Source organism: Moorena sp. SIO3I6, assembly GCF_010672095.1.
In genome coordinates, this window is sequence record NZ_JAAHHU010000019.1 from 30,986 (window position 1) to 54,871 (window position 23,886).

General features: G+C 42.9%; 17 protein-coding genes and 3 pseudogenes. 11 read left to right on the forward strand and 9 right to left on the reverse strand.

Translation table 11 applies throughout. The annotated features are described in order from the left end of the window. Positions 1–161 precede the first annotated feature (161 nt). The 4 genes from F6K49_RS08535 to F6K49_RS08550 are packed head-to-tail and all read left to right on the forward strand — an operon-like array spanning position 162 to position 5,413. The gene (locus F6K49_RS08535; RefSeq protein ID WP_293017520.1) at positions 162–2,126 is read left to right on the forward strand and encodes an ATP-binding cassette domain-containing protein; all 1,965 of its coding nucleotides are present in this window, start codon (positions 162–164) and stop codon (positions 2,124–2,126) included. 4 nt (positions 2,127–2,130) lie between these two features. Beyond that, positions 2,131–3,222 carry an ABC transporter permease gene (locus F6K49_RS08540; RefSeq protein ID WP_293095793.1) on the forward strand — a complete coding sequence of 364 codons (1,092 nt, stop codon included), beginning with the start codon at positions 2,131–2,133 and terminating at the stop codon, positions 3,220–3,222. Between the two features lie 16 nt (positions 3,223–3,238). Further along, the gene (locus F6K49_RS08545) at positions 3,239–4,375 is read left to right on the forward strand and encodes an ABC transporter permease (protein WP_293095796.1); all 1,137 of its coding nucleotides are present in this window, start codon (positions 3,239–3,241) and stop codon (positions 4,373–4,375) included. 57 nt (positions 4,376–4,432) lie between these two features. Continuing rightward, entirely contained in the window at positions 4,433–5,413 is a 981-nt protein-coding gene (locus F6K49_RS08550) for a class I SAM-dependent methyltransferase (protein WP_293095799.1), read from the forward strand. A gap of 91 nt (positions 5,414–5,504) precedes the next feature. Here the strand turns inward: F6K49_RS08550 and F6K49_RS08555 are convergent, their stop codons facing one another. From F6K49_RS08555 to F6K49_RS08575, 5 genes and pseudogenes are all read right to left on the reverse strand, one after another. After that, on the reverse strand, positions 5,505–6,632 hold the full coding sequence (locus F6K49_RS08555) for an NAD(P)/FAD-dependent oxidoreductase (protein ID WP_293095802.1): 1,128 nt from the start codon (positions 6,630–6,632) through the stop codon (positions 5,505–5,507). Between the two features lie 156 nt (positions 6,633–6,788). After that, positions 6,789–7,855 (reverse strand): annotated as a pseudogene (locus F6K49_RS08560) (IS630 family transposase). A gap of 366 nt (positions 7,856–8,221) precedes the next feature. Next, a pseudogene (locus tag F6K49_RS08565) lies at positions 8,222–9,190 on the reverse strand (FAD-dependent monooxygenase); the annotation flags it as partial. Positions 9,191–9,460: 270 nt separating this feature from the next. After that, on the reverse strand, positions 9,461–10,753 hold the full coding sequence (locus F6K49_RS08570; RefSeq protein WP_293095805.1) for an HlyD family efflux transporter periplasmic adaptor subunit: 1,293 nt from the start codon (positions 10,751–10,753) through the stop codon (positions 9,461–9,463). 563 nt (positions 10,754–11,316) lie between these two features. Next, entirely contained in the window at positions 11,317–13,239 is a 1,923-nt protein-coding gene (locus F6K49_RS08575) for a hypothetical protein (protein WP_293017515.1), read from the reverse strand. 160 nt (positions 13,240–13,399) lie between these two features. Here F6K49_RS08575 and F6K49_RS08580 point away from each other — a divergent pair, with 160 nt between their 5' ends. Continuing rightward, positions 13,400–13,549: a hypothetical protein gene (locus F6K49_RS08580; protein WP_293074938.1), complete on the forward strand. Its 150-nt coding sequence runs from the start codon at positions 13,400–13,402 to the stop codon at positions 13,547–13,549. Between the two features lie 988 nt (positions 13,550–14,537). On the opposite strand, the gene F6K49_RS08585 is transcribed toward F6K49_RS08580, so the two are convergent. Continuing rightward, entirely contained in the window at positions 14,538–15,623 is a 1,086-nt protein-coding gene (locus F6K49_RS08585; protein ID WP_366514146.1) for a tetratricopeptide repeat protein, read from the reverse strand. A 304-nt stretch (positions 15,624–15,927) separates the two neighbouring features. Between F6K49_RS08585 and F6K49_RS08590 the strand changes: the two genes are divergently transcribed. After that, a complete protein-coding gene (locus F6K49_RS08590) occupies positions 15,928–18,003 on the forward strand; it encodes an elongation factor G (RefSeq protein ID WP_293095809.1) in 2,076 nt (691 codons plus the stop codon). A 124-nt stretch (positions 18,004–18,127) separates the two neighbouring features. On the opposite strand, the gene F6K49_RS08595 is transcribed toward F6K49_RS08590, so the two are convergent. Continuing rightward, on the reverse strand, positions 18,128–18,340 hold the full coding sequence (locus F6K49_RS08595) for a hypothetical protein (RefSeq protein ID WP_293017513.1): 213 nt from the start codon (positions 18,338–18,340) through the stop codon (positions 18,128–18,130). Positions 18,341–19,148: 808 nt separating this feature from the next. Here F6K49_RS08595 and F6K49_RS08600 point away from each other — a divergent pair. The 5 genes and pseudogenes from F6K49_RS08600 (at position 19,149) to F6K49_RS08620 (ending at position 22,743) form a co-directional block, all read left to right on the forward strand. After that, on the forward strand, positions 19,149–19,454 hold the full coding sequence (locus F6K49_RS08600; RefSeq protein WP_293095812.1) for a sigma factor-like helix-turn-helix DNA-binding protein: 306 nt from the start codon (positions 19,149–19,151) through the stop codon (positions 19,452–19,454). 153 nt (positions 19,455–19,607) lie between these two features. Further along, positions 19,608–19,814: pseudogene (locus tag F6K49_RS08605) on the forward strand (AAA-like domain-containing protein); the annotation flags it as partial. Then, positions 19,797–20,009: an AAA-like domain-containing protein gene (locus F6K49_RS08610; RefSeq protein ID WP_293035941.1), complete on the forward strand. Its 213-nt coding sequence runs from the start codon at positions 19,797–19,799 to the stop codon at positions 20,007–20,009. The pseudogene F6K49_RS08605 and the gene F6K49_RS08610, both read left to right, overlap by 18 nt. Positions 20,010–20,210: 201 nt before the next feature. Next, positions 20,211–22,052, forward strand: coding sequence for a ferrous iron transport protein B (gene feoB, locus F6K49_RS08615; RefSeq protein ID WP_293095815.1), 1,842 nt, complete (start codon positions 20,211–20,213; stop codon positions 22,050–22,052). Between the two features lie 352 nt (positions 22,053–22,404). After that, positions 22,405–22,743 carry a P-II family nitrogen regulator gene (locus tag F6K49_RS08620; protein WP_293017509.1) on the forward strand — a complete coding sequence of 113 codons (339 nt, stop codon included), beginning with the start codon at positions 22,405–22,407 and terminating at the stop codon, positions 22,741–22,743. Between the two features lie 213 nt (positions 22,744–22,956). Here the strand turns inward: F6K49_RS08620 and F6K49_RS08625 are convergent, their stop codons facing one another. Continuing rightward, positions 22,957–23,412, reverse strand: a complete 456-nt coding sequence (locus tag F6K49_RS08625; protein WP_293017508.1) for a DUF3531 family protein — start codon at positions 23,410–23,412, stop codon at positions 22,957–22,959. Beyond that, positions 23,361–23,534 (reverse strand): hypothetical protein, encoded by a 174-nt coding sequence (locus tag F6K49_RS08630; protein WP_293095818.1) that lies wholly within the window; start codon positions 23,532–23,534, stop codon positions 23,361–23,363. The genes F6K49_RS08625 and F6K49_RS08630 overlap by 52 nt, the downstream gene beginning before the upstream one ends. Between the last annotated feature and the right edge of the window lie 352 nt (positions 23,535–23,886).

Consider the following 23,886-nt stretch of genomic DNA (forward strand, 5'->3'; position numbering starts at 1 on the left):
TCGTTTTAAAAATACAACTAGTGAATTATTTAAGTAAGCAACTATATTGCTTCGTGACTAATTAGCCCAAAATATCCTAGTTAACGTCAGTTAAAACATCAATGCCTCCCCTAGGCAAGCCAGTGGTATTAGCACAGGATTCAACAAACTAAAAAACCGGAATGAAACAAAATCAAGCCATTATTCAAGTAAAAGGATTACGACAGTATTACGATAAATTTGCTGCTGTCAATGGCATTGACTTTGAAGTGTATCCCGGCGAGATTTTTGGCTTGATAGGTACCAACGGTGCTGGTAAAACATCCACAATAAAAGCTTTAGCTGGGGTACAAAAAGTAACGTCTGGAATGATTCGGGTCATGGGACAACCACCAGCAATGGTAAGGTCATCCCTAGGATACTTAACACAACAGTTTTCACTGTATTCCGATTTGAGTGTGGAGGAAAACCTCCGTTACTACGCTAAAATGCGTCGTCTACCCGAGGAAATCTTTCAATCTCGCCGAAAGCAGTATCTCCAATGGTTAGCCCTTAAGCCTTTTGCTGATAGATTAGCAGGACATTTATCAGGGGGAATGAAGCAAAAGCTGGCTCTATGCTGTGCATTGATTACCCAGCCCCAAATTCTACTGTTGGATGAGGTCTCTACTGGTATTGATGCTGTCTTCCGCCGTGAGATTTGGAGCTTTTTAGCAAAAATTGCTCAGCAGGGAACTACTATTGTGGTGGCAACCCATTATCTAGATGAGGCAGAACGGTGCGATCGCGTTGCCTTAATCCACAACGGCACCATTCAACAAATCGGACCTCCAGAAGATTTGCGTGCCAGTATGGAATTATCTTGTTTTGAGGTGGTGCCTGAGGATCCAATGTTGGCATCGGGGCCAATTTTTGCCGCAACTGAACAGGCTTTGCAAAATGCGATCGCTAGTAACCATACTCCAGTCGTAGATCTCAAACCCCTGGGGGATCGCATGATGGTTTTTGTGAGCAAACAGGCTATCTCTGCAGAGGAGGCCATACAACAAATATTACATCTTCACCAACTGCCCTCAGCTCGGATACACCCTGCCAATCCTACCCTGGAGCATGTCATGGCCAATCATTTGCAGCGATCCTCAGGGGTAAAGACAAGTTTTCCAGGGTTGTTCTCTACAGTGTCCCAGAGATCTTCACCACCCTATAACTCAGCTTCTAATGTTAATTGGATAGTGAAGGTTGATCAGGTCAGCAAGGTTTATGGTAATTTTCAGGCCGTGCGATCGCTAAGCTTTACTATTAGTCGAGGTGAAATTTTGGGACTGCTGGGGGCCAATGGTGCTGGCAAAACGACACTAATGAAGCTCCTATGTGGTCTACTGCGTCCCAGTAGCGGAAAAATTTGCTACACATCTGAGCATTTGCTACCCTATTCACCCTCAGTAAAGCAAAGAATTGGCTACATGAGTCAGAAATTGACGTTGTATCCAGACTTAACCATCCTAGAAAATTTGTCTTTTTTTGGTCGAGCTTATGGAGTTCCTCGTCAGCAACGTAATGCTCGCATCGATTGGATACTTCAGACTTTTGGCTTAACCCAGTCCGCTAATCAACGGGTTAGAAATCTATCTGGGGGGAATAAACAGCGAGTGGCTTTCGGAGCTGCTATTCTACACGAGCCAGATATCCTGTTTCTAGATGAACCTACCAGTGGCATGGATATTCTGGTGGGACGGCAGTTCTGGCAAATTCTTCAGGGGTTTGCCCGCCAAGGTACAGCGATTGTTGTCACTACCCACTCTATGGAAGAGGCGGAATACTGTACTAATCTGCTGTTTATGCGGTTGGGAGAGCTAATTCTGCAAGGGTCTCCTGCCGCTATCAAAGCCCAGCAAACCGGTACCCTCGTCGAAATTTTGTCTGCCTCTCCCAAAAACACCCTGTATAGCTTAGAACAACAATTTGAGCCTTGGCGCATGGTATTTATGGGCGATCGCATCCAGATGATTCTGGATCAGCCGTCAAATATCTCCCAGCTACAGGATTATCTAGCTTCGGTAGAAGTTGAACCTCACCAAATCACTCCCATCCCCTTCTCCTTAGAAGCAGCGTTTCTCAACATTTCACAACATCCTAAGAAAAGGTAGCGCGATGGACAGGATTTTGGCTCAGTGCATCAAAGAACTGGCGCAATTTCGTCGCGATCGCCTAGGGGCAGCATTGATCTTTTTGTTGCCTTTAATGACCATGCTGATTTTTGGCTTTGCCATTCGCCTTGAAATTAAGGATGTACCATTAGCCGTTAGAGATTTTGACAATAGCCCCCTCAGTCGAGCCTATATTGAGCAGGTTTTTGCCACTAATCAGTTTAAGCCTGTAGCAGCTACCACAACCGATGGCATGGACTTGCTTGATCGGGGCATCGCTCAAGCAATAGTGGTTATTCCTCCCAACTTTTCACGGCAATTGAAAGGGGGAAAAATCAATGCCCTCCAGGTCATAATCGATGGCACAGATGTGAACAATGCTCGGGTCATCCAGAACAGCCTTCGTGCTACCACTCAATTTTTCTTGGAAAAACAGGGTTTCCAGACTCAGCGTCCCGATGTTTTCGCTCATACCCGTATCTGGTTTAATCCGGGGCGAAAAGAATCTCTTTTTATTGTGCCGGGTGTTTATGCCGTCATTTTATTTAGTTATCCTGGTTTGATAGTAGCAATGGCGGTGGTACGGGAGAAAGAACAAGGGACGTTAGTTCAGGTCAAAGCATCAGGGATTAGTGCTTGGGAGTTTCTTCTGGGGAAGGCTTTGGCCTATGTACTGATTGCCATCGGCGAAGCGGTGCTGTTGATGGGGTTGGGGGGGTTGCTGTTTGACCTTTGGCCAGTAGCAAATCCTTGGCCGCTGCTAGTGGGCACTGGGCTGTTTTTGATGGTCAGTGTGGTTTATGGACTGGTAGTTGGCGTTTATTCCAAGCAAGCCTTGGTTGCTGTGCAGAGTGTTATGAATACTGGACTTTTAATGTCTACCTGGCTGTCAGGTTTTATTTACCCTGTGGAAAATATTCCTTGGCCACTGTCACTGGTTGCCAATGTCGTGGCAGCTCGTTACTATATTGAACTCACCCGAGATGCATTTGTAGTAGGTGTGGGCTGGCTTCGTATTGGCCATGTTATTCCTATTCTATTCCTGCTGAGAATTGGAATGTTCATGTTATCGTGGTGGCGAATTCGGCAGAGATAGAAAACCGTAATCAAACATGGCGAAGAGTAAGCTCGGATTTTTCCCAGGTCGAGGTGTTTGGGCAGTTGTTCTCAAGGAAATGACCAATATCTTCCGCGATCGCCAGCTTATTACCACAATTGTCTTGGTACCAGTGTTTTTCGTAATGTTTTACGGCTTTGCCCTTAACCCCAGTGTTGAACAGGTTAGCTTAGGGATAGTGGACTATGCCCAGTCCTCAGCCAGTCGAGAGCTGATTGCAACCCTAACGACGAGTGATGTAGTTGTTACTAGGGTGCAGACTTTGGCAGAAAAGAATTTAGTGCGATCGCTACTGGCAGGAAAAGTCAAGGTTGCCCTTGTAATTCCGCCAGAGTTTGATCGCCAACTCTCTCAAGGTAACTTAGCTGAGCTGCAAGTCCTGATTGACGGGGTTGATGCTAATCGAGTCGGTATTCTTCGGGGTTATCTCAGCCAAATCATCCGTCAGTATCGCTATCGTAATGACAATTCCCCTGAATCTTCCCTGATTAATCTACAGACAACTATTTTATATAACCCCGGACTGGTGAGCAGTTGGTATTTTGTGCCGGGGGTATTGGGGGTAATTTTGACGGCAATTAGCACTTTTGCCGCTGCCTCCACCATGACAGCAGAAAAAGACTATGGCACTTTTGAACAACTTTTGCTTACTCCCCTACTTCCTTGGGAAGTGCTTCTAGGCAAACTGCTTTCCATTGTGGGGATTATCCTAGTCATGGTGTTGATGGCAACCGGCTTTAGCCTGGTTGTCTTTGACCTACCATTTCGTGGTAGTTGGCCAATGTTTATGACTAGCACAATTGTTTATATTGTGCTGACATCTGAACTAGGACTAATCTTAGGTCTGCTAAACCAGAATATGCTACAAGCATTCCTGACCACGCTTTTTATTAATTTGCCTCTAGTGCAGTTATCTGGAGCTTACACCCCCATTGAAGCTATGCCTCCTTTGTTTCAAGGATTGACCCTTCTAGATCCACTGCACTATTACATCTTTATTCTGCGTAGTGTTATAGTAAAAGGAATTGGGTTTGAGATGTTGTGGCAACCCTTACTTTTACTGGTGATAATAGCCGTAGGATTGTTTATCTTATGCTTGTATCTTTTTAAATTGCAAAAGTATCATAATTAACCTGAAATCGGGATTGGCAAGATAGATAGATTAGCCACTTATTTTTAGTGAAATAGCATGAAAAAATTAATTATTAAACTTCTGACAGCAGGTATAAAAAATAATTATTATCAACCAACTGAAGAACTATCCTTAGAAAATGCCATTGCTCAAATTGATCACTTTTTTGGTCGCGATAGCATGTTAAAAGAATTTGATGCCGATATTACGGTTCCTTACTACACCCAGAGCGAGTTAGGTTATCGTCTCTATCATTCCGCTGAAGATGCCATTCACATGGCATTAAATTTTGATGGTGTTTTTAACGTTGATGGCTACCAAGCTCAACCTCGAATTGTCGCTGAACAAATCGATAAGCTGGGTGCAACGAACGTTCTAGAAGTGGGTTGCGGCAAAGGATTTAATAGTCTATTTTTAGCTCAGCAATTTCCCAGCGTTCAATTTGTTGGCATCGATTTAACACCGTCGCATATCGCCATAGCTAATCGCAAGGTAAGGGATTTTACCAACTTAACTTATCAAATCGGGGACTTTAATTGCTTAAATTTCCCGTCACAATCATTCGATCTGGTGTTTGCTTGCGAGTGTCTGTGTCACGCACATCAACCCCGCATCACCCTAGCTGAAATTTTCCGCATCCTCCGTCCGGGGGGAAAACTCGTTATTTTTGATGGTTATCGTCAAGCTAAACTGGAAAGTTTTTCTCAAGAGTTACAAACCTTAACTCAACTTACTGAAATTGGCATGGCAGTGCAACATGGTTTCTGTGAACTTGAAGATTGGACTGAGGTTGCCAAAAATGTGGGTTTTTCTGTGGAAACAAGAGAAGACTTAACCTTTGCCATACAACCAACTCTTTTGCGCTTGCAATCGCTGTCACTACTTTTTTTTAAATCTTATTGGCGGTCAAAAGTTTTAACTTTTTTACTGCCAAAATACCTGGTTAGAAATGCTGTCCCAGGTCTATTAATGCATTTTGCTTTTAATACTAACCAAGGTTCTTTGGGATATTATAAATTCATCTTAAACCGCACATAGGAAGGTAAAACAGCTAAAAGGCAGATAAACAGCTAGGGTACTAAAAGAATATCAAAAATAAAAGTGCTTGACAGGCTCTCACAAGAACATATTATTTACTTAATTTACCTATCTTGTATAGCAAGAAATTTCTGAGTACAGGAAGTGACAACATTTTTTCTTGCAATAGTCTTGTTCTTAGTTTCTTTTGAAAATATTTTTGGTAGAATTTTTGATAATTAATTTTAACACTTTCAATATCTTCACTCATATTAATTGCTTGGGCTAAATAAAAACCGCTAGCAATAGCATTATGAATACCTTCCCCCGTAACAGGATCTGTTAAATTTGCAGCATCACCAACCTTAAAAATATTATTTTCATAAATTTTATTGTTCCACTTAGTTGTAGCTAATGGATATACTTTTTTTCTAGTTCTAGTAACTACATTATCTAGAAACTTACCTGCAACATGATGCCTGACCACAAATTCGTCAAAGAAACGAATCAAATTAGTTCCTCTTCTCTCATAATCCTTGAGAGACAAACCAAGTCCTACATTAATCTTCAATAATTTATCATTTAAACCCACTGGAAAAATCCAAAGATATCCGTTAGATCCTAACTCTTGAGATCCTAACTCTTGTTCAAGATAAACTTGTATATTATAATGATAATAATGAGGGAATAACTCTATAGGTAAAGTCCAATATTCACGAATACCAATAACATTACATTCACCAGCAAAAATTCCACGAGCATCAACTATATAATCAAATTCGTGCTTAAAATTAGATCTAAATTGAGAAATATTAGTAACAGATTGTTGGTGATGAATACATCCAGCATCAATAGCTTTTTCGTAGATAATATTGTCAAAAATATATCTAGGAATACAAATACTCCAATCACTATATTCTTGGTGATATTCTTGGCTATAATAACTAATTATTGAAGAATTCCATAAATAATACTCTGAAGCTAATTTTTTTAAATACTCATAATCAATCCCCATTTTTGTCAATGCCCTAACTGCTTTAGCAGTGATACCATCTCCACAAGCTTTATCTCTGGGAAAAGATTCTTTATCAATTAAGGTTACATGATGACCATTTTTAGCTAGATGGTATCCTGTTGAAGAACCCGATGGACCTGCTCCTACTACCGCAATTTTTGCCATTTTAAAATTTCCTTTTACTATTTTATGGACTGAGCGCGATTTAAATTTTAACTTGAACAACTCTCACATCGGTTTAACTAAAAAGTTCTGGTCAATCATATTTACCTTTAAATTTATCAGTGAATAGATTTATTAAAAATAGTTTATAATTAAATGAATGTTTTCCTTTCCACAGAATTAGCTGATTTAATATCATGTCGGGTTGAATGCCCCTGATTAAGCCACTTTCACCTCGGGCCACCAATGATAGAATGTCAAGCCCTCAATCAACTTCTGCTGTTGGAGTAATTGGCGACATCGACGTTCGACCAAATCTTCGACCATTTCATAGCGGTCATTGGCAAGGTTAGCTAACGGTTCATTGACTAACGGCCATAACCGCTCAGCGGGCTGTAACTCAGGAGAATAGGGTGGCAGGGGTAACAGGTGAATCCCTTCTGGGACTTGCAGCTTTGTGCTCATATGCCAGCCTGCCTGGTCGAGAGGGAGAATCACTCGTTTATTTGAACCGACTCCGAAATGCTGAGAAAAATCTTCGAGCACCTGGGAGAATAGCTTGGTGTTGACTTTGGGTAAAAGCCACCAGTAAGTTTCTCCAGTTTGGGGTTGGACTAAACCATACAACCACAACCATTCTCGCTTCCAGTTAACTTTGCCTATGGGCGGAACCCCTGCTTCCACCCAGATGCGACGGGTCAGTGGTTGCAAGCCAATACGATGTTCATCCTCGGCCTTTTTCTCGACGGTAGCGTCGGGATACTCCTGTTGCACCCTCTTTACCTCGGCGGCCAGCTTTTTTTTCCACTCCTCCTGAGTTTTCCAATCTGCCTGTTGATGTTCCGGACGAGGTACTCTCAAGCGGAATTCCATTTGTTTGAGATACACCCACCCTTGTTGACGACTCACACAGATGCCAAAGGCTTCGTGCAGGTAATCAGTGACGCCAGCGTCCATGACCCAGACCGACCTCCGGAGCAGGTCCGCGTAAGGCTTCGAGCAATTGGGCTTGTTGTACATCATTGAGTTTCGGTACACCTCCTCGATTGTGACGGCGTAAATCACGCACACGCTTCTACTCCGAGGCGGTTGTAGCTGCGCACCAGCTCATAAATCCAGTCCCGACTATAGCCAGTTACTGCTACCACTTCCTCGGTGGGTAGGCCAAGGGCGAGTAACCAGATGATTTGATAGTGTGAGCGCTCAATCCCATCAGTTGTCTGACGGTAACGTTGTTCTAATTGATCAATGGTCAGATGCGGGATGATACTGATTCGTTTGGGCATAGTGGCTTTGAGCGTACGCAACTCTTCTATATTAGGTGCATTTAAGCTGACATGATATAAGACATCTATTATTTTAAACCAACGGGAATGGCTGTGCAAAATATGACGGTAGGGGATAGTGGTTTCTGATATCATATCCACTGAAGAGGAAGTCCAAAACTTGGGAAACCAGCGATGGAGTGTGCGATCAAACACGTGCTTCAGCAACATTAGACCTACTAGATAAATATTTAAAGGAAACAGGCTATGGCTTATTTGCTCTAGGGCGATCATATCGGGGCGACGGCATTGGGTATATTGAGGGATAGCTTGGGTTAAGTTATCATCATATTCATCTAGCAGTTGGTTAAACACTAGACCATCTTCGAGAGCCGCACTACATCCCTGGCCTATAATGGCTGAAACGGCGTGAGCAGCATCTCCAACTAGCAAAACACTATTGCCAAAGTGGTAGCGACTACACCTCACCGTTGTTGTTTCGAAGAAAGGCTTCTGGGCAAAAGCCTCGGCTTCTTCGGGTGATATCAACTGCCTGAAATCCCCCATATACTTTCTGAAGAAGGTTAAAACCTCTGAACCCGATGAGATATTGGCTAAACGATTATACCATCGAGCAAAGCAAACTATACCGTTGTAATTTCCATTAGGTGTAGGCCAAAACAGAAGACTTCCAGACGATCCCAAAGAATACAAATGAACACTATCCCTATTTAATGTCAACTCAGGGTGATTTTCAGGACAGCGCAGCGTTAAAGTTTTAAGCTCAATCTGACTTTTGCCGAGCTTGACCTCAAGACCGGTTGTATGCTGTAGTATATTTCTGACTTTAGACCGTAGCCCATCAGCTCCAATCAAAAGATCGTAGGCTTTGCATGGTTGATAGCCTGAAGCTGATTGAAAAACAGCCGATTTTGCTTCTAGATCGACAGCTATACATTCGTGCTGGAAGTGTATCTTTAGGCGACTAGCATCATAGCGTTTGGTCAAGGTTTCTAAAAGAAGATTGGTGAGGACATTGCGCTCGATCAGGAGTCGAGGTTGTTTTCGAGAAATAGATTGAACGACTCCACGGGAATTATGGATTTCTTGTCCCAAAGCCATTGTTCCCCGTTCTATTGCCAAGGACTCTAAACCAACTTCACGAAGGGCGGCTCGTCCTCGAAACCCTAGGGAAATAATGTGGGAGCGAGCAGTTGACAGAGGATTAAGTCTTGGATCAGGGCGTTTGTCATATAGCTCGACACAATATTTACTATCACGTTGCAACAAATAGTGAGCCATTAATAGTCCGCAGGGTCCAGCACCAACAATGATTACAGTTTTCATAAAGTCCATTTTCTAAATTCATCTAAACCCATTAGTATCTAGGATTTAAAGGGATCTAAAGATTGCATTGCTGTCGTCTGCAATTCGTTAGATACATCACTATCTAGCGTTTATCGGAATCATGAGGTACAGCCCTCAATACCCAAACCCCTATACAAAGCTGGGTAGATGGTTAGGAATTGTCCCTCACCAACTTGATAAACGCTATATTCCATAAAATATCTGAGTTAAACATTGATATCCGTCAGTTAAACTATTGACTATTATCTTATATATTTGTCATTCCCTCAAATCTCTCATCTGTATTTTTACTGTATTCGATTCAGTAATAATTTCGGCATCGGCTGGCATCCCTGGTTTAGCAAACCCCCCAGGATTATCAATAGTGATTTTAATCCCAAAGACTTGTCTCACCCGATCTTCCCGAAAATAGATATTCTCCGGAGTAAAGGATGCTTGACTATCAATAGTAGTCACTGTAGCACTTAAAGGTTGATATGGGTATGAATCAAGAAATACCTTAGCTTTCTGTCCTACTCGAATTTTGCCAATATCTCCTTCAGGAATGTATCCTCGTAGATAAACATTGTTGGGATCGATCACCGTTAAGAGTGTTTGACCAGCACTAACTATTTCTCCCGGTTCAACTAGACGAGTAATAACCACACCATCAATGGGACTGGCAATTTTCAGATCACTTATTTTGCTTTTAATCTCTTGTTGGAAAGCTTTGGCAATCTCAACTTCAGCTTGAACCATAGCCAGTTGTAAACGAGCCTGGGCTAACTGAGTTTGTAATCTGCTCAGTTGAGCGTTGATAATCTCTGGGTTGAGAGTAGAGGTTTGGGCTTGTACTAACTGACCCTGTGCTACATTTACTAATTTACCGATGGCATTAACTGATGCTTGACTTGCTTTAACAGTTGCTTGGGCTTTTTCAAACGTTGTCTGAGTTTGGTCAAATCGTTGTTTGCTTATGGCTCCCTGTTCCACCAATTGAGCAAAGCGATCGCGATTAGCTTTTGCTAAGTTTAATTCAGATTGAGCTTCTTCTAACTTAGCAAACGCTTGATTAAGTTGAGCAATATTAGCTGCAACTGATGCCTCAGCTTGTAAGACTTGACCTCTGGTATCTTCTTGTGCTTTTTTGAGATTTAGCTGCACCTCCAGAATCTGACTTTCGACTAAATTGATTTGCAGACGGGCTTTAAGTTCCTGTTGCTGAGCAGAAACTAAACGAGCAGTAGCACCTTTTAACTGAGCTTGAATTTCTTGATCGTCAAGCCGCACAATGTTCTGATCTTTGTTTACTTCTTTCCCTTCCTGCACAGCTACAAAATTAACTCTACCTCCAACTTTCGTCCCAATATCAGTTTCGTCCCCCTCAATCCGACCACTTAGTGGGATTGTTCTATCTTGGGATGTTGATACAAAATACTTGCTTGACACAGCTATCCCAGCTAGGATTAAACCCAATAGGCTCAGTAGTAAAGGATAAATTTGCCGCTTCGGCTTGATAGTTTCCTGATTTTTGGCATTTTCTTGATGATCTAAAAATAGAGATTTATCCATAAAGACTTATTTTTTTTGTTTCTCATAAATACATCGGGGCTAAAATCCTAACTTATTGATAAAATTTCCAAGCAAGCCCCTCCTCCATGGGAGAAGCAAGACCTTTAGCCTTGAACGTTAACATGTCTGACAAGTTTCGTATCAGTCACCCTAGTAGGGGGCTAATGGTGCTTGTTTAACCGATCCTATTGAAAATTTTAACCTTCTGCTTTCTAGGGCACCAGACCTAAGCAATGAGGATGCGCTGAAGAGATTACAACTCCTTCAACACCAGTTAGTCTAAACTCCATAATCATGAATTATATAATCAACGTTATTGGTTAAAAAATGACTTATATGACCATATAATTACTGACTATTGGTTTCGGGTGCATCTCATTTTTGTTGTTTGACAAGGTGGTGCGTTACGGGGCGGGCTGTCTAAAACCTGGCTACGAGGCGGAAAATGAGGCCCCCCCTACCCTAACACACCCTACGCAAATTTTTTACAAATATGAGATGCACCCTTGGTTTCAGACATCATCTTAGGGGATATTCAGCGATCAACACTCAACACTTAACAATCAATTTTCAAACACCAAATCCCCTGCGTCAACCCGGAGATTACCTATTTTCCAACCTAGAGAAATTGGTCCATTCCCATTAACTGGTTTGTACAGATCAAGGTGTTTTGACCAGTCATGTTTTATCCCATTTCGCGTCAGACTTGGCAAGTCATTTTTAGGATTGTAGGTCAGTTTAAGACTCTCACCAGTGCTACCAATCCACTGCACTTTACCTATGGCAATTTCACGTAAATCTAACTGACTTTTTGTCTTAACTGCCTGTTTAAAATCCTCATAGTTACCATGAGATTCCTCCTCTCCTACTTCTAGAGCAAAGCCAGCATAGCTATTGCCTAGGGGTGTTGCCTTCAGAGTTTTTTCCTGACTATAGAGCTGGGCAAATTTCTGGTTGGGTATAGCCACCTCAGTATAGGTATCCAAATTAATCGAGCGAATCGCTAACCAGGTTTTCTCCAGTTTAAAGAACCAAATCCCATCTTCTATTTCTGCTTGAGCCGTCTTAGGTAATTGGAAAAAGAATGGTCTATCCGTAGCTGGTCTTAACCAAAGAACTAGGTTACGGTATTGCCCAACTTGGTCTCCCTGATGTTTTCCTGGCTTCACCCAATCACCACCAGTATTAGCAACAAAATAATCCACACCCCGCTCTTGATTGTATGCCATTAGCTTGAATGGTCCGACATCACCATCAGGGAATTCACCCGCCAAACTCGCCAACTGATAGGTATGACCAAAGAAGGTGGTTTCCCAATATCCTGGTTTATCCTCACCTCCAGCTTTCCAATTTTCGTAGACTGGTTTACTCGCCAGGATTTCCACAGGCTTCTGAAACTGCTTACGAGCTAACTTTACCACCGCCTGGGGAGGTCGATAGGCGCTAGTAATTACGTGAATTACATCCCGTTCTGGCTTAGGATTCACTAAGGTAACATCGCCAAAATAAAGCCAGAACAGACGGGCAGCACTGGCTCCGTATACCACATTACTTTTGCCGTAATCCCGCTTAGTCGGTCCGCCAAAACCACCTCGATAATATTTCACTGCTGCCGCCGCTGACATCCAATCTAGAGCCGCTTTCGCCAGTTGTTTCACCTCCGGCTCCTTCGCAAAGTCGTAGAGATTTAGATAAGCCGCAAAGGTGTGACCATGGTAAGTCTCTGAATCCCACTCTCCCATACCAATGTTGTAGAGCGCCCAGACATAGCGCTGAATTTTCTTTTTATACAGACGCCTAGTCTCTTCATTTCCGGTTTCCTCCGCCATCAGATAAACGGAAATCTCTCGCATTGCCCGGAGATTGTCCGTGTTGCGTCCATCCACCCAACCTCCTCGCACATCCGGTCCCCAACCATCACCACCTTTTCCCTTACCATAAATGGGGTGAGGACGCCCGTTGGGGTCTGTTTCTGTCCAGGTTTTAGCACCGTCAAACATTCGCTGTTTGTAGGTCGGGTCGAGAAATTGCCCAAAGAAGAAGTATTTTCGGATTTGTCCTTTGAGGGTGAAAGCGTAATAGTAGTCAATACCCTCAGTGTGTTGGTTATCTTCAGCTTGGGCATCTTCTGATTGCAGAAACTCTAGGGCTTTCTCCCGATTGCCAAAAATAAAATCAAACATGGCATAGGGATAAGACCGCTTCTCATTTTCCCCGTAGTTGTTGCCATAACCTTTACCACCGTAATACTGAATGGCCTGGTTGGCTCGCACCCAGAATTCCGATTCCAATTCAGGAGTCCACTGATTCCTATACTTGGTCGCAATCGGTAAGGGTTCAATCTGAATTAGATCAGTAACAGATCTGCTAATCACTGGTTTAGCCTCTAGCGCTGGTGTGGTCGGTATAACTTGGTGGGTACAGCCCAAGACAGCACCAGCCACCAAGGAAGCTACTAGTAAGTTACGAGATTTCGGAGATTTCACCAGATTTCACCAGTTGTAGCGATTGGCCTCAATTCTTACACAACAACCAAAACAGTACACCTGAGCGTCAACCCTAAATTAAACATCGGCACTTCAGAATTTTTAATCATGGGCAATGGGGCTCAGAACCCCCAGGGATTGAGAAATTCAGGATATAGTCATGTTCGATTTACTATTTGCTCGCAATTTGGCCACTACACTAATTATACTCACTGTCTTCATTCTTGGCTTAGACAAGTTGTATCGGCAGGATCAAAACCCTGGAAAACTCCAAAGGGTTCAGCACATGGAACACGCCCTTCGAGTCTGATTTGCGCTCAAGGCAACTCAATTCCGTTGAGATTCCCTGAACTAGGTGTGGAATAGGAGCCAGTTCCCTAGTTCGACCCAAGTTACTGGTTTGTCAGATCGCTGTGAATATTAGTAGACAAGAGCCCTATAGTAACCATGGATAAGGCAAGTACGTAATTATTCGTAGGCCACTATTGCGAGTGGCTCAGAGATTTCCGAGATTTTGCGGATACGGTTTACTGTCATTTCCGATTACTGTTGTATATGGTAGTTTTAACCTTTTGCTGCATCCCCCTGGGGCACCCAACCGCCCATCAGGGGTTTTTTGTATTGAGTGTGGCTAAATTTTATGAGTTATAGTATGCTGTAGTCTTAACCGTAATTGAAGGAGAGCGCAGTGGGGAGTAGGAATCGGGTTTTGATAATGTCTAGATTAGGCTAACCGTCGCCACCCAGTCTTATCCCCTAAACTCAAGGTCTCCCAACGTTACTACACTTTTAATAATCGGCAAAAAATTCAAGCTAGGCTAGTATTAGCCTGGGCAATACCTAAATTTTTCCAGATAAAGGACAATTGATTTTAAGCTTTTTAAGTTTTGTAGCCCTATAACTTAAATTCAAAGGTGACATAGTTTTCGATTATTTTTTACAAAACTATTATATTTATATATAAAATTATTTTGATATTAACTATTAACATAACACTCAGAAATTAGTAAAAAATACTTGGCATTGGTTTGATTATTTTCACATAATTGAGTATTGATTTAATTTTTATTAAAGTTTTTTTAAAAAATTAAAAATATTCGGTAAAGCCTGCCATTAAAAAAAGCAAAAAACAACTGATATAGAAATCCTAATTAAAACGTCATAAACATCAACAGGAGGATGGGTGGATTCTTCCCCATCTTCCCCATCTCCATAAATCATCCCCCTACAGGTGCAACGCTCCAGATTTATCTGTGGGGAGTCGTCAAAGCTAACAAGTTCTGATGGTACAAACCGCACTAAAAACCGGAATTACGGGCTTGCTCCATCAATTGCTCAGCCCTACGTCCCCACTGGGGATTACCTTGGCTATTGTAAAGGTCTCTAGCATACTGCAAGACTTGCAGAGCATCACTAAACCGGTTTTGGCGCAGAAATACTACACCAGCAGCATAATAGGCATTAGCGTAATTCGAGTTAGCTACCGCTGCTTGCTGGAATGCTGCCAGAGCACCATCCAAATTTCTCTGACTAAATAAAATTCCCCCGATATTGTAGTGGGCTTCGGGGTATTTGGGATTGATTTTGATCGCTTGCTCAAACGCCTTTTTTGCCTCCTCCAGCTTGCCCTGTTGCCTATAAATCAGTCCTAAATGATATGGCGGTTCGGGAGCATTACGGCTAAATTGCATTGCTTGTTTAAATGATGCGATCGCTTGTGCGGGTGTTCGCAACTTGGACATAACTAGACCCATGTTATAGTGAGCAACACCAAGTTTAGGGTCAAGTTCCAGAGCTCTTTCTAGATATTCCCGTGCCTGAGACAAATTCTTTCCTTCCAACAGAGCAGCCCCTAAATTAGCAAAGGCTAGAGCAAATTCTGGATCGGTCTGGGTCGCCCGATAAAAGGCATCGGCTGACGCCTGCAATTTTCCAACCTGCCGCAATGCTAGGCCCAAGTTGTAGTGTGCTGGTGCTAGCTTGGGATTCAGTTGGGCGGCCTTTTCAAACGCCACGATTGCTTCAAGTACCTTACTCTCTTGAATTAATGCCAGTCCTTGATTAAGTTGCTCAAGGGCTGCGGGTTGAGTTGGTTTGAGTGCTGGGAGATACTGAGACTGGGCGATTAGTCTACCACTGTAACGGTAAGGGCGAGTAAGGGGATGATGTCTACTCAGTCTCCCTGGTGAATCATTCAGATGATCTGGGTTAACCCCTAGGGCATGGGAAACTAGTGGCTGTGTCAGCACCAACAGCCAACTGACTCCTAGGAAGAAATAGCCTCTGGCAGTGACTTTTCTGTTAACAAACATTAAGTTGAGTGGGAATAAATTTTGCTTAAGATTTTTGAAACATTTTTTTTTATAGTTGTTACGTGTATTCATATTTTTTGAAAATTAGTGACCTAGAGTTATCTTACTTAACAGTTTTAGTAGTTTACATTACAAGACATTGCAAGTTCGATCTAGATCAAACCAAAATAAGTTAATCTCACAACCAGATAACGTTGATCCCATCTCAACAAAACTTACGCATAAACCAGTAGTCAGGAGATAAGTAGGTAGGATGAGCAGGTAAGAGAAGCGTTGACGTATGGCACGTTTTAACCAACTCACCTCGCTACCAGATCATCCCCTTCAAGCTCCGCTTCAATGCATAAGTCCAATTGAAATAATTTGGGGGTAAATTATGAACGGCAAAGCGTGTAAAGCCACCCGTAATGTGGCAATTGTTGGTCCGTATCTCAGTGGGAAAACCACTCTACTCGAAAGTTTGTTGTCCGTTACTGGTAGGATTTCTCGCAAAGGCACAGTAAAGGAAGGCAACACCGTCGGTGATAATGCCACCGAGGCCAGGCAACGCCAAATGAGTGTGGAGGTAACTGCCGCCAGCACCGAGTATCAAGATATCTGCTTCAATTTTATAGACTGTCCCGGTTCCATTGAATTTGCTCAAGAAACCTACAACGCCTTAGTTGGTGTGGATGCGGCTGTCGTGGTTTGTGAACCAGTAAGCGATCGCGTCCTGACCTTAGCACCCTTATTCAAATTTCTCGACGACTGGGAAATCCCCCACTTAGTCTTTATTAACAAAATGGATCGGTTTGAGTTGACCGATGATGCTAATGGTAACTCCTTACGGTCCGTCTTTGATGCCCTCAATTCAGTTTCCACTCGCCCCTTAGTACTGCACCAATACCCCATTGGTAAGGGAGAACACCTCACCGGGTTTATTGATTTAGTCACCGAACAAGCTTATCTTTACCATCCTGATGCCCCAGCTGATCCGATCCCACTGCCAGAGTCATTGAAAGAGGCAGAACAGCAAGCACGCACAGAATTACTAGAAACCTTAGCAGATTTTGACGACCACCTCCTCGAAGAACTACTAGAAGAAATTGAGCCACCCCAAGAAGAAATTGTCCAAGACCTGAAGATGGAATTGGGGGCCGACTTGATTGTACCTGTATTTATGGGTGTTGCTCAGCAAGATTACGGGGTTCGCCCCTTGATCGATGCCCTACTGCGAGAATCACCAAGCCCAGAAACCACTGCCGAGCGTCGGGACATTGCTGGTGATGAATCAAGCACGGTGGCACAGGTACTCAAAACCTATTACACTCCCCAAGGTGGAAAACTCTCCCTAGTACGAGTGTGGCAAGGTAAACTAACAGATGGCATGGTCTTTAACGGTGTCCGGGCCGGAGGCTTATACCGTATGTTTGGTCACCACACTCAGTCAGTTTCCCAAGTATCTGCTGGTGACATCGTTGCCCTGGGACGCTTAGAGGGCATTAAAACTGGTGACACCCTGACCACTGATACGGGTAATCCAGAGATTAAATTACCAATAGCTGAGGGAACCAAACCAGTCTATGCGTTAGCCATTACTCCTGAGAAGCGCAAAGATGAGGTTAAGCTGAGTGGTGCCTTAACCAAGCTGCTGGAAGAAGACCCATCTCTGGTGTGGGAACAACATGGAGACACTCACGAAATCATCCTATGGGGACAGGGAGATATTCATCTTCAGGTTGCTCTAGACCGGATGAGCCGCAAATACAACTTACCGATGACCACTCACTTACCCCGAGTGCCTTACAAAGAAAGTATCCGCAAATCCACTACCTCTCACGGGCGCTACAAGCATCAAAGTGGTGGTCATGGGCAATATGGTGATGTCTACCTTGATATCCAACCCTTGTCTCGGGGTGAAGGGTTTAATTTCTCGGAAACCATTGTCGGTGGGGTGGTGCCAAAGCAATATATCCCTGGTGTGGAGATCGGAGTAAAGGAGTACTTGTCCCACGGACCCTTAGGCTTCCCAGTGGTAGATGTGGCTGTGACTCTAACCAATGGGTCTTACCACTCCGTAGATAGTTCGGAACAGGCATTTAAACAAGCAGCACGGCTAGCTATGACCGGTGGTATGCCCGATTGTGAGCCAATGTTACTTGAGCCAATTATGTCTGTTGGGGTCTATGCACCTCAGGAATTCACCTCTAAGGTGCTGCAATTGATCACCGGTCATCGGGGTCAAATCCTGGGCTATCAGACCTGTTCTGATTGGACAGGATGGGATTGTGTTTCTGGCTATATCCCCCAGGCAGAAATGCAGAACTTGATCATGGAATTGCGATCGCTTACTTTAGGGATCGGTTTCTTTAATTGGAGCTATGACCATCTCCAGGAAGTGCCAGGTAAGCTAGCTGATCGGGTGCTGGCCACCGCTGGCAATGGTAATGGTAATGGTAATGGTCGCAGCTAGGTGAATGGTTTTAGGGGTTAGGTTTTAGGTAAGCATATGCTTACGGTTTTAGGTATTGGGTTAATGGTTAATGGTTAATGGTTAATTTCTAGTACTTAAAGCCTAAACCGATCATGGCTAATCCCTAGCGAGAGGCTACCCGCTGGAGTTTTTCAATAAAAAAGGGAAGGATCAAAATTAGTAGTTTGATTGGCCAAGGAACAAAAAATAGGCTGACAAACAGACAGATTAAGGCTGTTATAGCTGCAGCCACTTTGACGATTTCTTCAGTAGTCTTAACGCAAAGGTAAATGGCTACTGAGGCGATCATCAAAGTCATCGATAAGGGGATAAGCATAATTATTACCTCAAGTTTTTCCGCCATAATTACCTAACCTAGCATCAGGGTTATGGAAAACATAGCAGTTGAGTCAGGTCGCCCCGTCTAGGCAACAGGGGGGTGCTGACCATCCAACACTGCCAATTAGCAGAACGTGATCCCAGATTATTCTCCTAGAGACTACACGATTGAGAATGGGATTTTCGGATACTTATCTAAATTTTCCCACCTTGGGGTTGGTTTGATTCACCTCAAGATGCACCTCAAGTAGCGGCTCCTAGGTCCCATCTCATGGTGCTACAGCAGCAAAGCCTGGCAACGATGAAGCCAATCCCTTGTGGAGTCGGAGTAGAGCGATTGGCCGTAGGCCACGCGGGGCGCGTTCGCTTGATTTTGGTATTAAAGCGATCATGCTATCATGCTTAATCTCAGGGCAATTGGAGCGTGCCATTGAGTTTAGCTTGGCTTCAATAAATATTATACATAACCTACACATAAATCATACGTTTAGCTAACGCGATTGGCCGTAGGCCACGCGGGGCGCGTTCGCAAACTTTCGTCAGCCTTACTAAAGATGTAGGCTAACGGAATTTGATATAACACACCGAACTCTTGACTAGCTCCTACCCCATCGAGACATTAATCATTTTGAATAACGAAGTAGGCGAAGCCAAAGAACGAAGCAATTAGGATTTCAGCAAAAGGGCTATCATCTTTTGGTTTGCGTCTACCCATAATTTTGATTACTGAACCGGTAGTCTAGCAGTTTTCTATGGTTATATCACACTCAGGTTAGCCGCCAAGAATCATGTAGGGTGCAAAGTAAATGGCAGTGCTTAACTTACAATACCTGATCGATATTCAGGAAGGATTAGGATTTGCGGAACAATTAGTGTTTTCCAACACAGGGCAATCTCTCAGTGATATCCAAAGAGCAGTTTTGCAAAAATCCTGGCAAGGGCAACGCAAAACCTATGACCATATCGCTCAAGAGTTAGGCTATTCAGCAAGTTATATCAAGCAGACCGTTGCCCCTAAATTATGGAAACTGTTCTCAGAGGCACTAGGGGAAAAAGTTAGTAAAACCAACTTTCGTAGTGTACTCGAAAGACGACAGGTCAATCAAGAATAGAGTCATACTCAGGAGCTGCTTGGGGTATTGAAACAGGGACTAGAGCCTTACGAAAAAGGGAAGGTGGAATCTACAGCTACTGAACAGATATCAAATGTTTCTTTTCCGAACCATCCCCAATCCCAAATCCTCAATCCTCAATCGCAGCAGTTGGAGTTACCAGAGGGAAGAGTTCCTTTAGCTTCCCGATTTTATGTCGAGCGAGTCCCCTATGAATTCAGGTGTTACGAAGAGATTGTTAAACCAGGAGCCTTTATTCATATTAAAGCACCCAGACAGATGGGGAAAACATCCCTGATGGTGAGGATTCTGGCTCATGCAGAAACTCAGGGTTACCAAACTGTGCGTTTGAACCTTCAGCCTGATTTAGCCGTAGCCTTTGAAGCAGTGGTTAGGGCAAAAGTTCCAGTGGCCTTGGAACAGGTACAGGCATTTAAGCTTTACAGTATGGGACTGGTGAATTGGTCAGACAATCAAGTCATGGTTAGCTGCAATTTGTATCAGCGATACTTTAGCGTTCGCTTTCATAGCCATAGCGCTACGGGCTGGGAATAGGCAAGAGGCATGCTAGCAAGAGGCATGCTAGCAATAGAAAAGCCAAGTTTGACAAAGCTTGTAGCAATTTATCCCTCACCATTATTTGTAAATACCCAAGCGCGTATTGCTATAGTAATCGGAAATATTGCTATATAATCGTTACTGTTCAAGGCCCCCCGATAGCCTGCAGAACTTAAACAAATATCTGGCAGTAACATTATGACCTCTTGCCACAATACCACCACCACTGTCATTGAAGAATCCAAAGGGGTTAAGCGAGTTGCCTTGCTAGGAATGCCCAACACGGGCAAATCAACCTTCTTTAACCGTATCACAGGTACCACTGCTCACGTTGGCAATTGGCCCGGCATTACTGTAGATCTACTACAAGCTAATGTGCAACTCAATGGCGAACCTACGGAATTCGTAGATTTACCAGGAATTTATGACCTCAAGGGATTTTCTGATGATGAGAAAATTGTTAAAACCTTTTTAGAAAATTTTGCTGTTGATCTATTTATTCTTGTTCTCAATGCTTCCCAAATTGATAGTCAAATTCGCTTAGCATTGCAGGTAAAATCCCTAGGTTTACCGGCAGTTGTGATGCTGAATATGGCTGATGAAGCTAAGCAATATGGAGTTAAAATAAACACAGAACTATTATCCGATAATTTGGATATGCCCGTGTTCCTCATTAGTGCCAAATACGGAGACGGCTATATGAGGGCATACCTAGAAATTTCTAAAACTTTAAAGGCACAAGAACAATCGATTAATATAGATAATCTAAAAACTCGTTTATCTGAGCATAGCTCTATCTCCACTAAAGAGATAGATTCAGTCCTCAATGGTGCGGTAGAAATGCCCTCTGAGATGGCAGTCAATTTAACCGCCAGGATTGATAAGTTACTGCTGCATCCGATATTGGGATTACCTTTGTTTTTCTTAGGAATGTTCCTGGTATTTTGGGTAGTTTGGACTGTGGGACTCCCCTCTCAAGACCTGATGGATAATATGACTGGCTGGATTCAAGGTGCGATGATTGAGCCTGTCATCCAACCCTTACCCACAGTGGTTCAAGACTTTTTGATTAATGGGATTTGGAACGGTTTAGCTACCGTTGCTTCCTTTGTACCATTAATTGTGCTGTTCTTTATCTTAATGGCAATTCTAGAAGATAGTGGCTACCTATCCCGTTCTGCCTATTTAATGGATATCTTTATGGAACGGTTGGGGTTAGATGGTCGCAGTTTTGTGATGCAAATGATGGGATTTGGCTGTAATGTGCCCGCATTAATGGGAACTAGAGTTATGCGATCGCAAGCCTTGCGACTGCTAACTATGCTAGTCATTCCTTTTGCTTTGTGTGCTGCCAGACTCCAGGTATTTGTCTTTATCATTGCCGCTGTATTTCCCCATGGTAACGGGGCTTTAGTATTATTTTCCCTGTACCTACTTAGTTTTGTAGCCGCCATTGTCACTGCTGCTCTTTTCCAAGGAGTCTTTAAAAACGAGGAACCCTTTATTATAGAATTACCCCCTTACCGAATTCCGACTATCAAACAAGTCTTACTGAGAGGATGGGGAGAAGTCAAAGAATTTTTGCAACGAGCATCTGGGTTTATTACCTTTGGCTGTGTTGCTGTTTGGTTCATCACGAATTTACCGCCAGGAGCGACAGGATTGGATACCATTGGCGGGCAAATTGGACAATTTTTAAGTCCGATCATGAATCCCATTGGTATTAATCCCCATTTAACCTTAGCCTTAATTTTTGGTTTTATTGCTAAAGAAATTGTCATTGGCTCTTTAGCCGTAATTTATGGACTTAACTCCCTGGCTGTTAGTCAGCATATAACTGATACAGTGACATTTATCCAAGGATATAGTTTTTGTATCTTTTGCTTAATCTACACTCCCTGTTTAACTACTATTGTTACCCTATTTAATGAGGCAAAATCATGGAAATTTACCCTATTTTCCTTAGTGTTTTCCTTAGGCTTGGCTTGGGTAGCTAGCTTGATATTTTACCAGGGAGCTTTAGCACTCGGATTTCATTGAAGATATAGCACTTCTCAATTGGGTGAGGTACAAATTTCTGGGTTTTAGGGAGTAGGGAGTAGGGAGTAGGGAGTAGGGAGTAGGGAGTAGGGAGTGGTAAAAAAACCTGTGTACCTCACTCGTGATGGGAATTGCTATAAAAATTAAACGGGAAAAGTTAAATGGTAAAAGTTAAACGAAAAAATGGGGATTCCCCCTTATCCTCTCTGAGCAAGGCAGGCACGAACATGGGCGTTAACAAATGACCTATGACAAAAGTATTATTTTTTACAGAAAAATTTATTTTTCGTGGTATATGTGTCATGCTGGTCTTAGTCAATTGGAGTGGTAGCCCCAGTAAGGGGCTGGGAAAATGCAAAAAATCGAGGCAATTATCCGAGCCTATAAGCTCGAAGACGTCAAAATCGCTTTAGTCAATGCTGGTATCGTTGGCATGACCGTGTCTGAAGTTCGGGGATTTGGACGACAGAAAGGTCAAACTGAACAGTATCGCGGTACAAAGTACAGGGTAGACTTTCTTCCTAAGGTAAAGCTAGAAGTCGTTGTTGAAAATGGCTTAGTTGACATGGCAGTAGAAAAAATTCTCGCTGCTGCTCACACCGGTAAAATCGGCGACGGGAAAATTTTTATCAGTCCCATTGAGCAAGTTGTCCGGATTAGGACTGGAGAAAGGAATTTAGAGGCTGTTTAATCTCTAATCTGCTTGAGCTTGTAGCTTGTAGGGTGGGCAAAAACAGTTTGGTTCAAATGAGTATTAATGATTAGATTACTTTGCCCACCCTACTTGAATTGGTCTAAGTGCTAATGGGTAATGGGTAATGGGTAATGGGTAATGGGTACTTGACGATTACCCATTACCCTTACCCAAAAATCCAGGGACGATTTGCTAAGTGATTAGTAGGAATTAGTTGGAATTAGATTCGTAAAACATTGATTTGCTCCGATCGTACACTGGCCAATCGTCGTTTTCACCACCAATAATTAATTTTTCAATCTCCACATATTCTTTGGCAAGTTGCCGGAGAGAATTAATTAAAATATCAAGAGCGATCGCATCACTAGTTCCTAAATCAAACCAGCAGCGCCCCCAAGTGCCTTCATACTCAAACTCGCCCTGATTATGCATCAAGGCCATTAAACTCTTTTCCGCTACTCTATCATCATATTCCATGTAGCTGATTTCTAGGCCAACCTCTTGCACCGGTAGGTTTTCTGCATCAAATCCTCCTAATTTCCCTAATAAAAACCAGGAATTGAACAATTCTTCCACATATTCCTTTTCCCGATAGGAGGGAACAGTGCTAAATTCTATCCAAATCCACAAATCAAATGGGTTAAACTCACGAAATATAATTTGCATATCGTTAGGGAATAGGGAACAGGGAATCGGGAATCGGGAATCGGGAATCGGGAATCGGGAATCGGGAATCGGGAATCGGGAATCGGGAATCGGGAATCGGTTAAAAGCAAATATTTTAACAATAACTAAGTTTTAGTTATTACCATAAATCCCTACTATCCGAGAGTAAACTTTTGATTAATCCTGAATTTTTTCCAAAAACTATCTTATCACAATTTTCAACTAGTTGTGAAAAATATAGTTATGAAAAATCACCAATAGTGAGAGAGGGAGCAGGGAGCAGGGAGTAGCGATGGAGCGCGCTCTTGGAGTTCCAGTTGCTTATCTGACTCCCCATCTCCCCATCTCCCCATCTCCCCATGTTGTTATTATTGATACTGAGGAAGGTGATAATGCTGGAAATATCACTATTATCGCTGACAATATTTCACTAACTAAGCAAAGTATTATTGATAGCAATTCCAACAATAGTGA

Bases quoted from the DNA above. Each gene is read 5' to 3' on its own strand.
- F6K49_RS08580 (WP_293074938.1), top strand. From the start codon at position 13,400: ATGTTCGATTTACTATTTGCTCGCAATTTGGCCACTACACTAATTATA.
- F6K49_RS08590 (WP_293095809.1), top strand. From the start codon at position 15,928: ATGAACGGCAAAGCGTGTAAAGCCACCCGTAATGTGGCAATTGTTGGT.
- F6K49_RS08595 (WP_293017513.1), bottom strand. From the start codon at position 18,340: ATGCTTATCCCCTTATCGATGACTTTGATGATCGCCTCAGTAGCCATT.
- F6K49_RS08550 (WP_293095799.1), top strand. From the start codon at position 4,433: ATGAAAAAATTAATTATTAAACTTCTGACAGCAGGTATAAAAAATAAT.
- F6K49_RS08545 (WP_293095796.1), top strand. From the start codon at position 3,239: ATGGCGAAGAGTAAGCTCGGATTTTTCCCAGGTCGAGGTGTTTGGGCA.
- F6K49_RS08600 (WP_293095812.1), top strand. From the start codon at position 19,149: ATGGCAGTGCTTAACTTACAATACCTGATCGATATTCAGGAAGGATTA.
- F6K49_RS08620 (WP_293017509.1), top strand. From the start codon at position 22,405: ATGCAAAAAATCGAGGCAATTATCCGAGCCTATAAGCTCGAAGACGTC.
- F6K49_RS08585 (WP_366514146.1), bottom strand. From the start codon at position 15,623: ATGAATACACGTAACAACTATAAAAAAAAATGTTTCAAAAATCTTAAG.
- F6K49_RS08540 (WP_293095793.1), top strand. From the start codon at position 2,131: ATGGACAGGATTTTGGCTCAGTGCATCAAAGAACTGGCGCAATTTCGT.
- feoB (WP_293095815.1), top strand. From the start codon at position 20,211: ATGACCTCTTGCCACAATACCACCACCACTGTCATTGAAGAATCCAAA.
- F6K49_RS08535 (WP_293017520.1), top strand. From the start codon at position 162: ATGAAACAAAATCAAGCCATTATTCAAGTAAAAGGATTACGACAGTAT.
- F6K49_RS08625 (WP_293017508.1), bottom strand. From the start codon at position 23,412: ATGCAAATTATATTTCGTGAGTTTAACCCATTTGATTTGTGGATTTGG.
- F6K49_RS08570 (WP_293095805.1), bottom strand. From the start codon at position 10,753: ATGGATAAATCTCTATTTTTAGATCATCAAGAAAATGCCAAAAATCAG.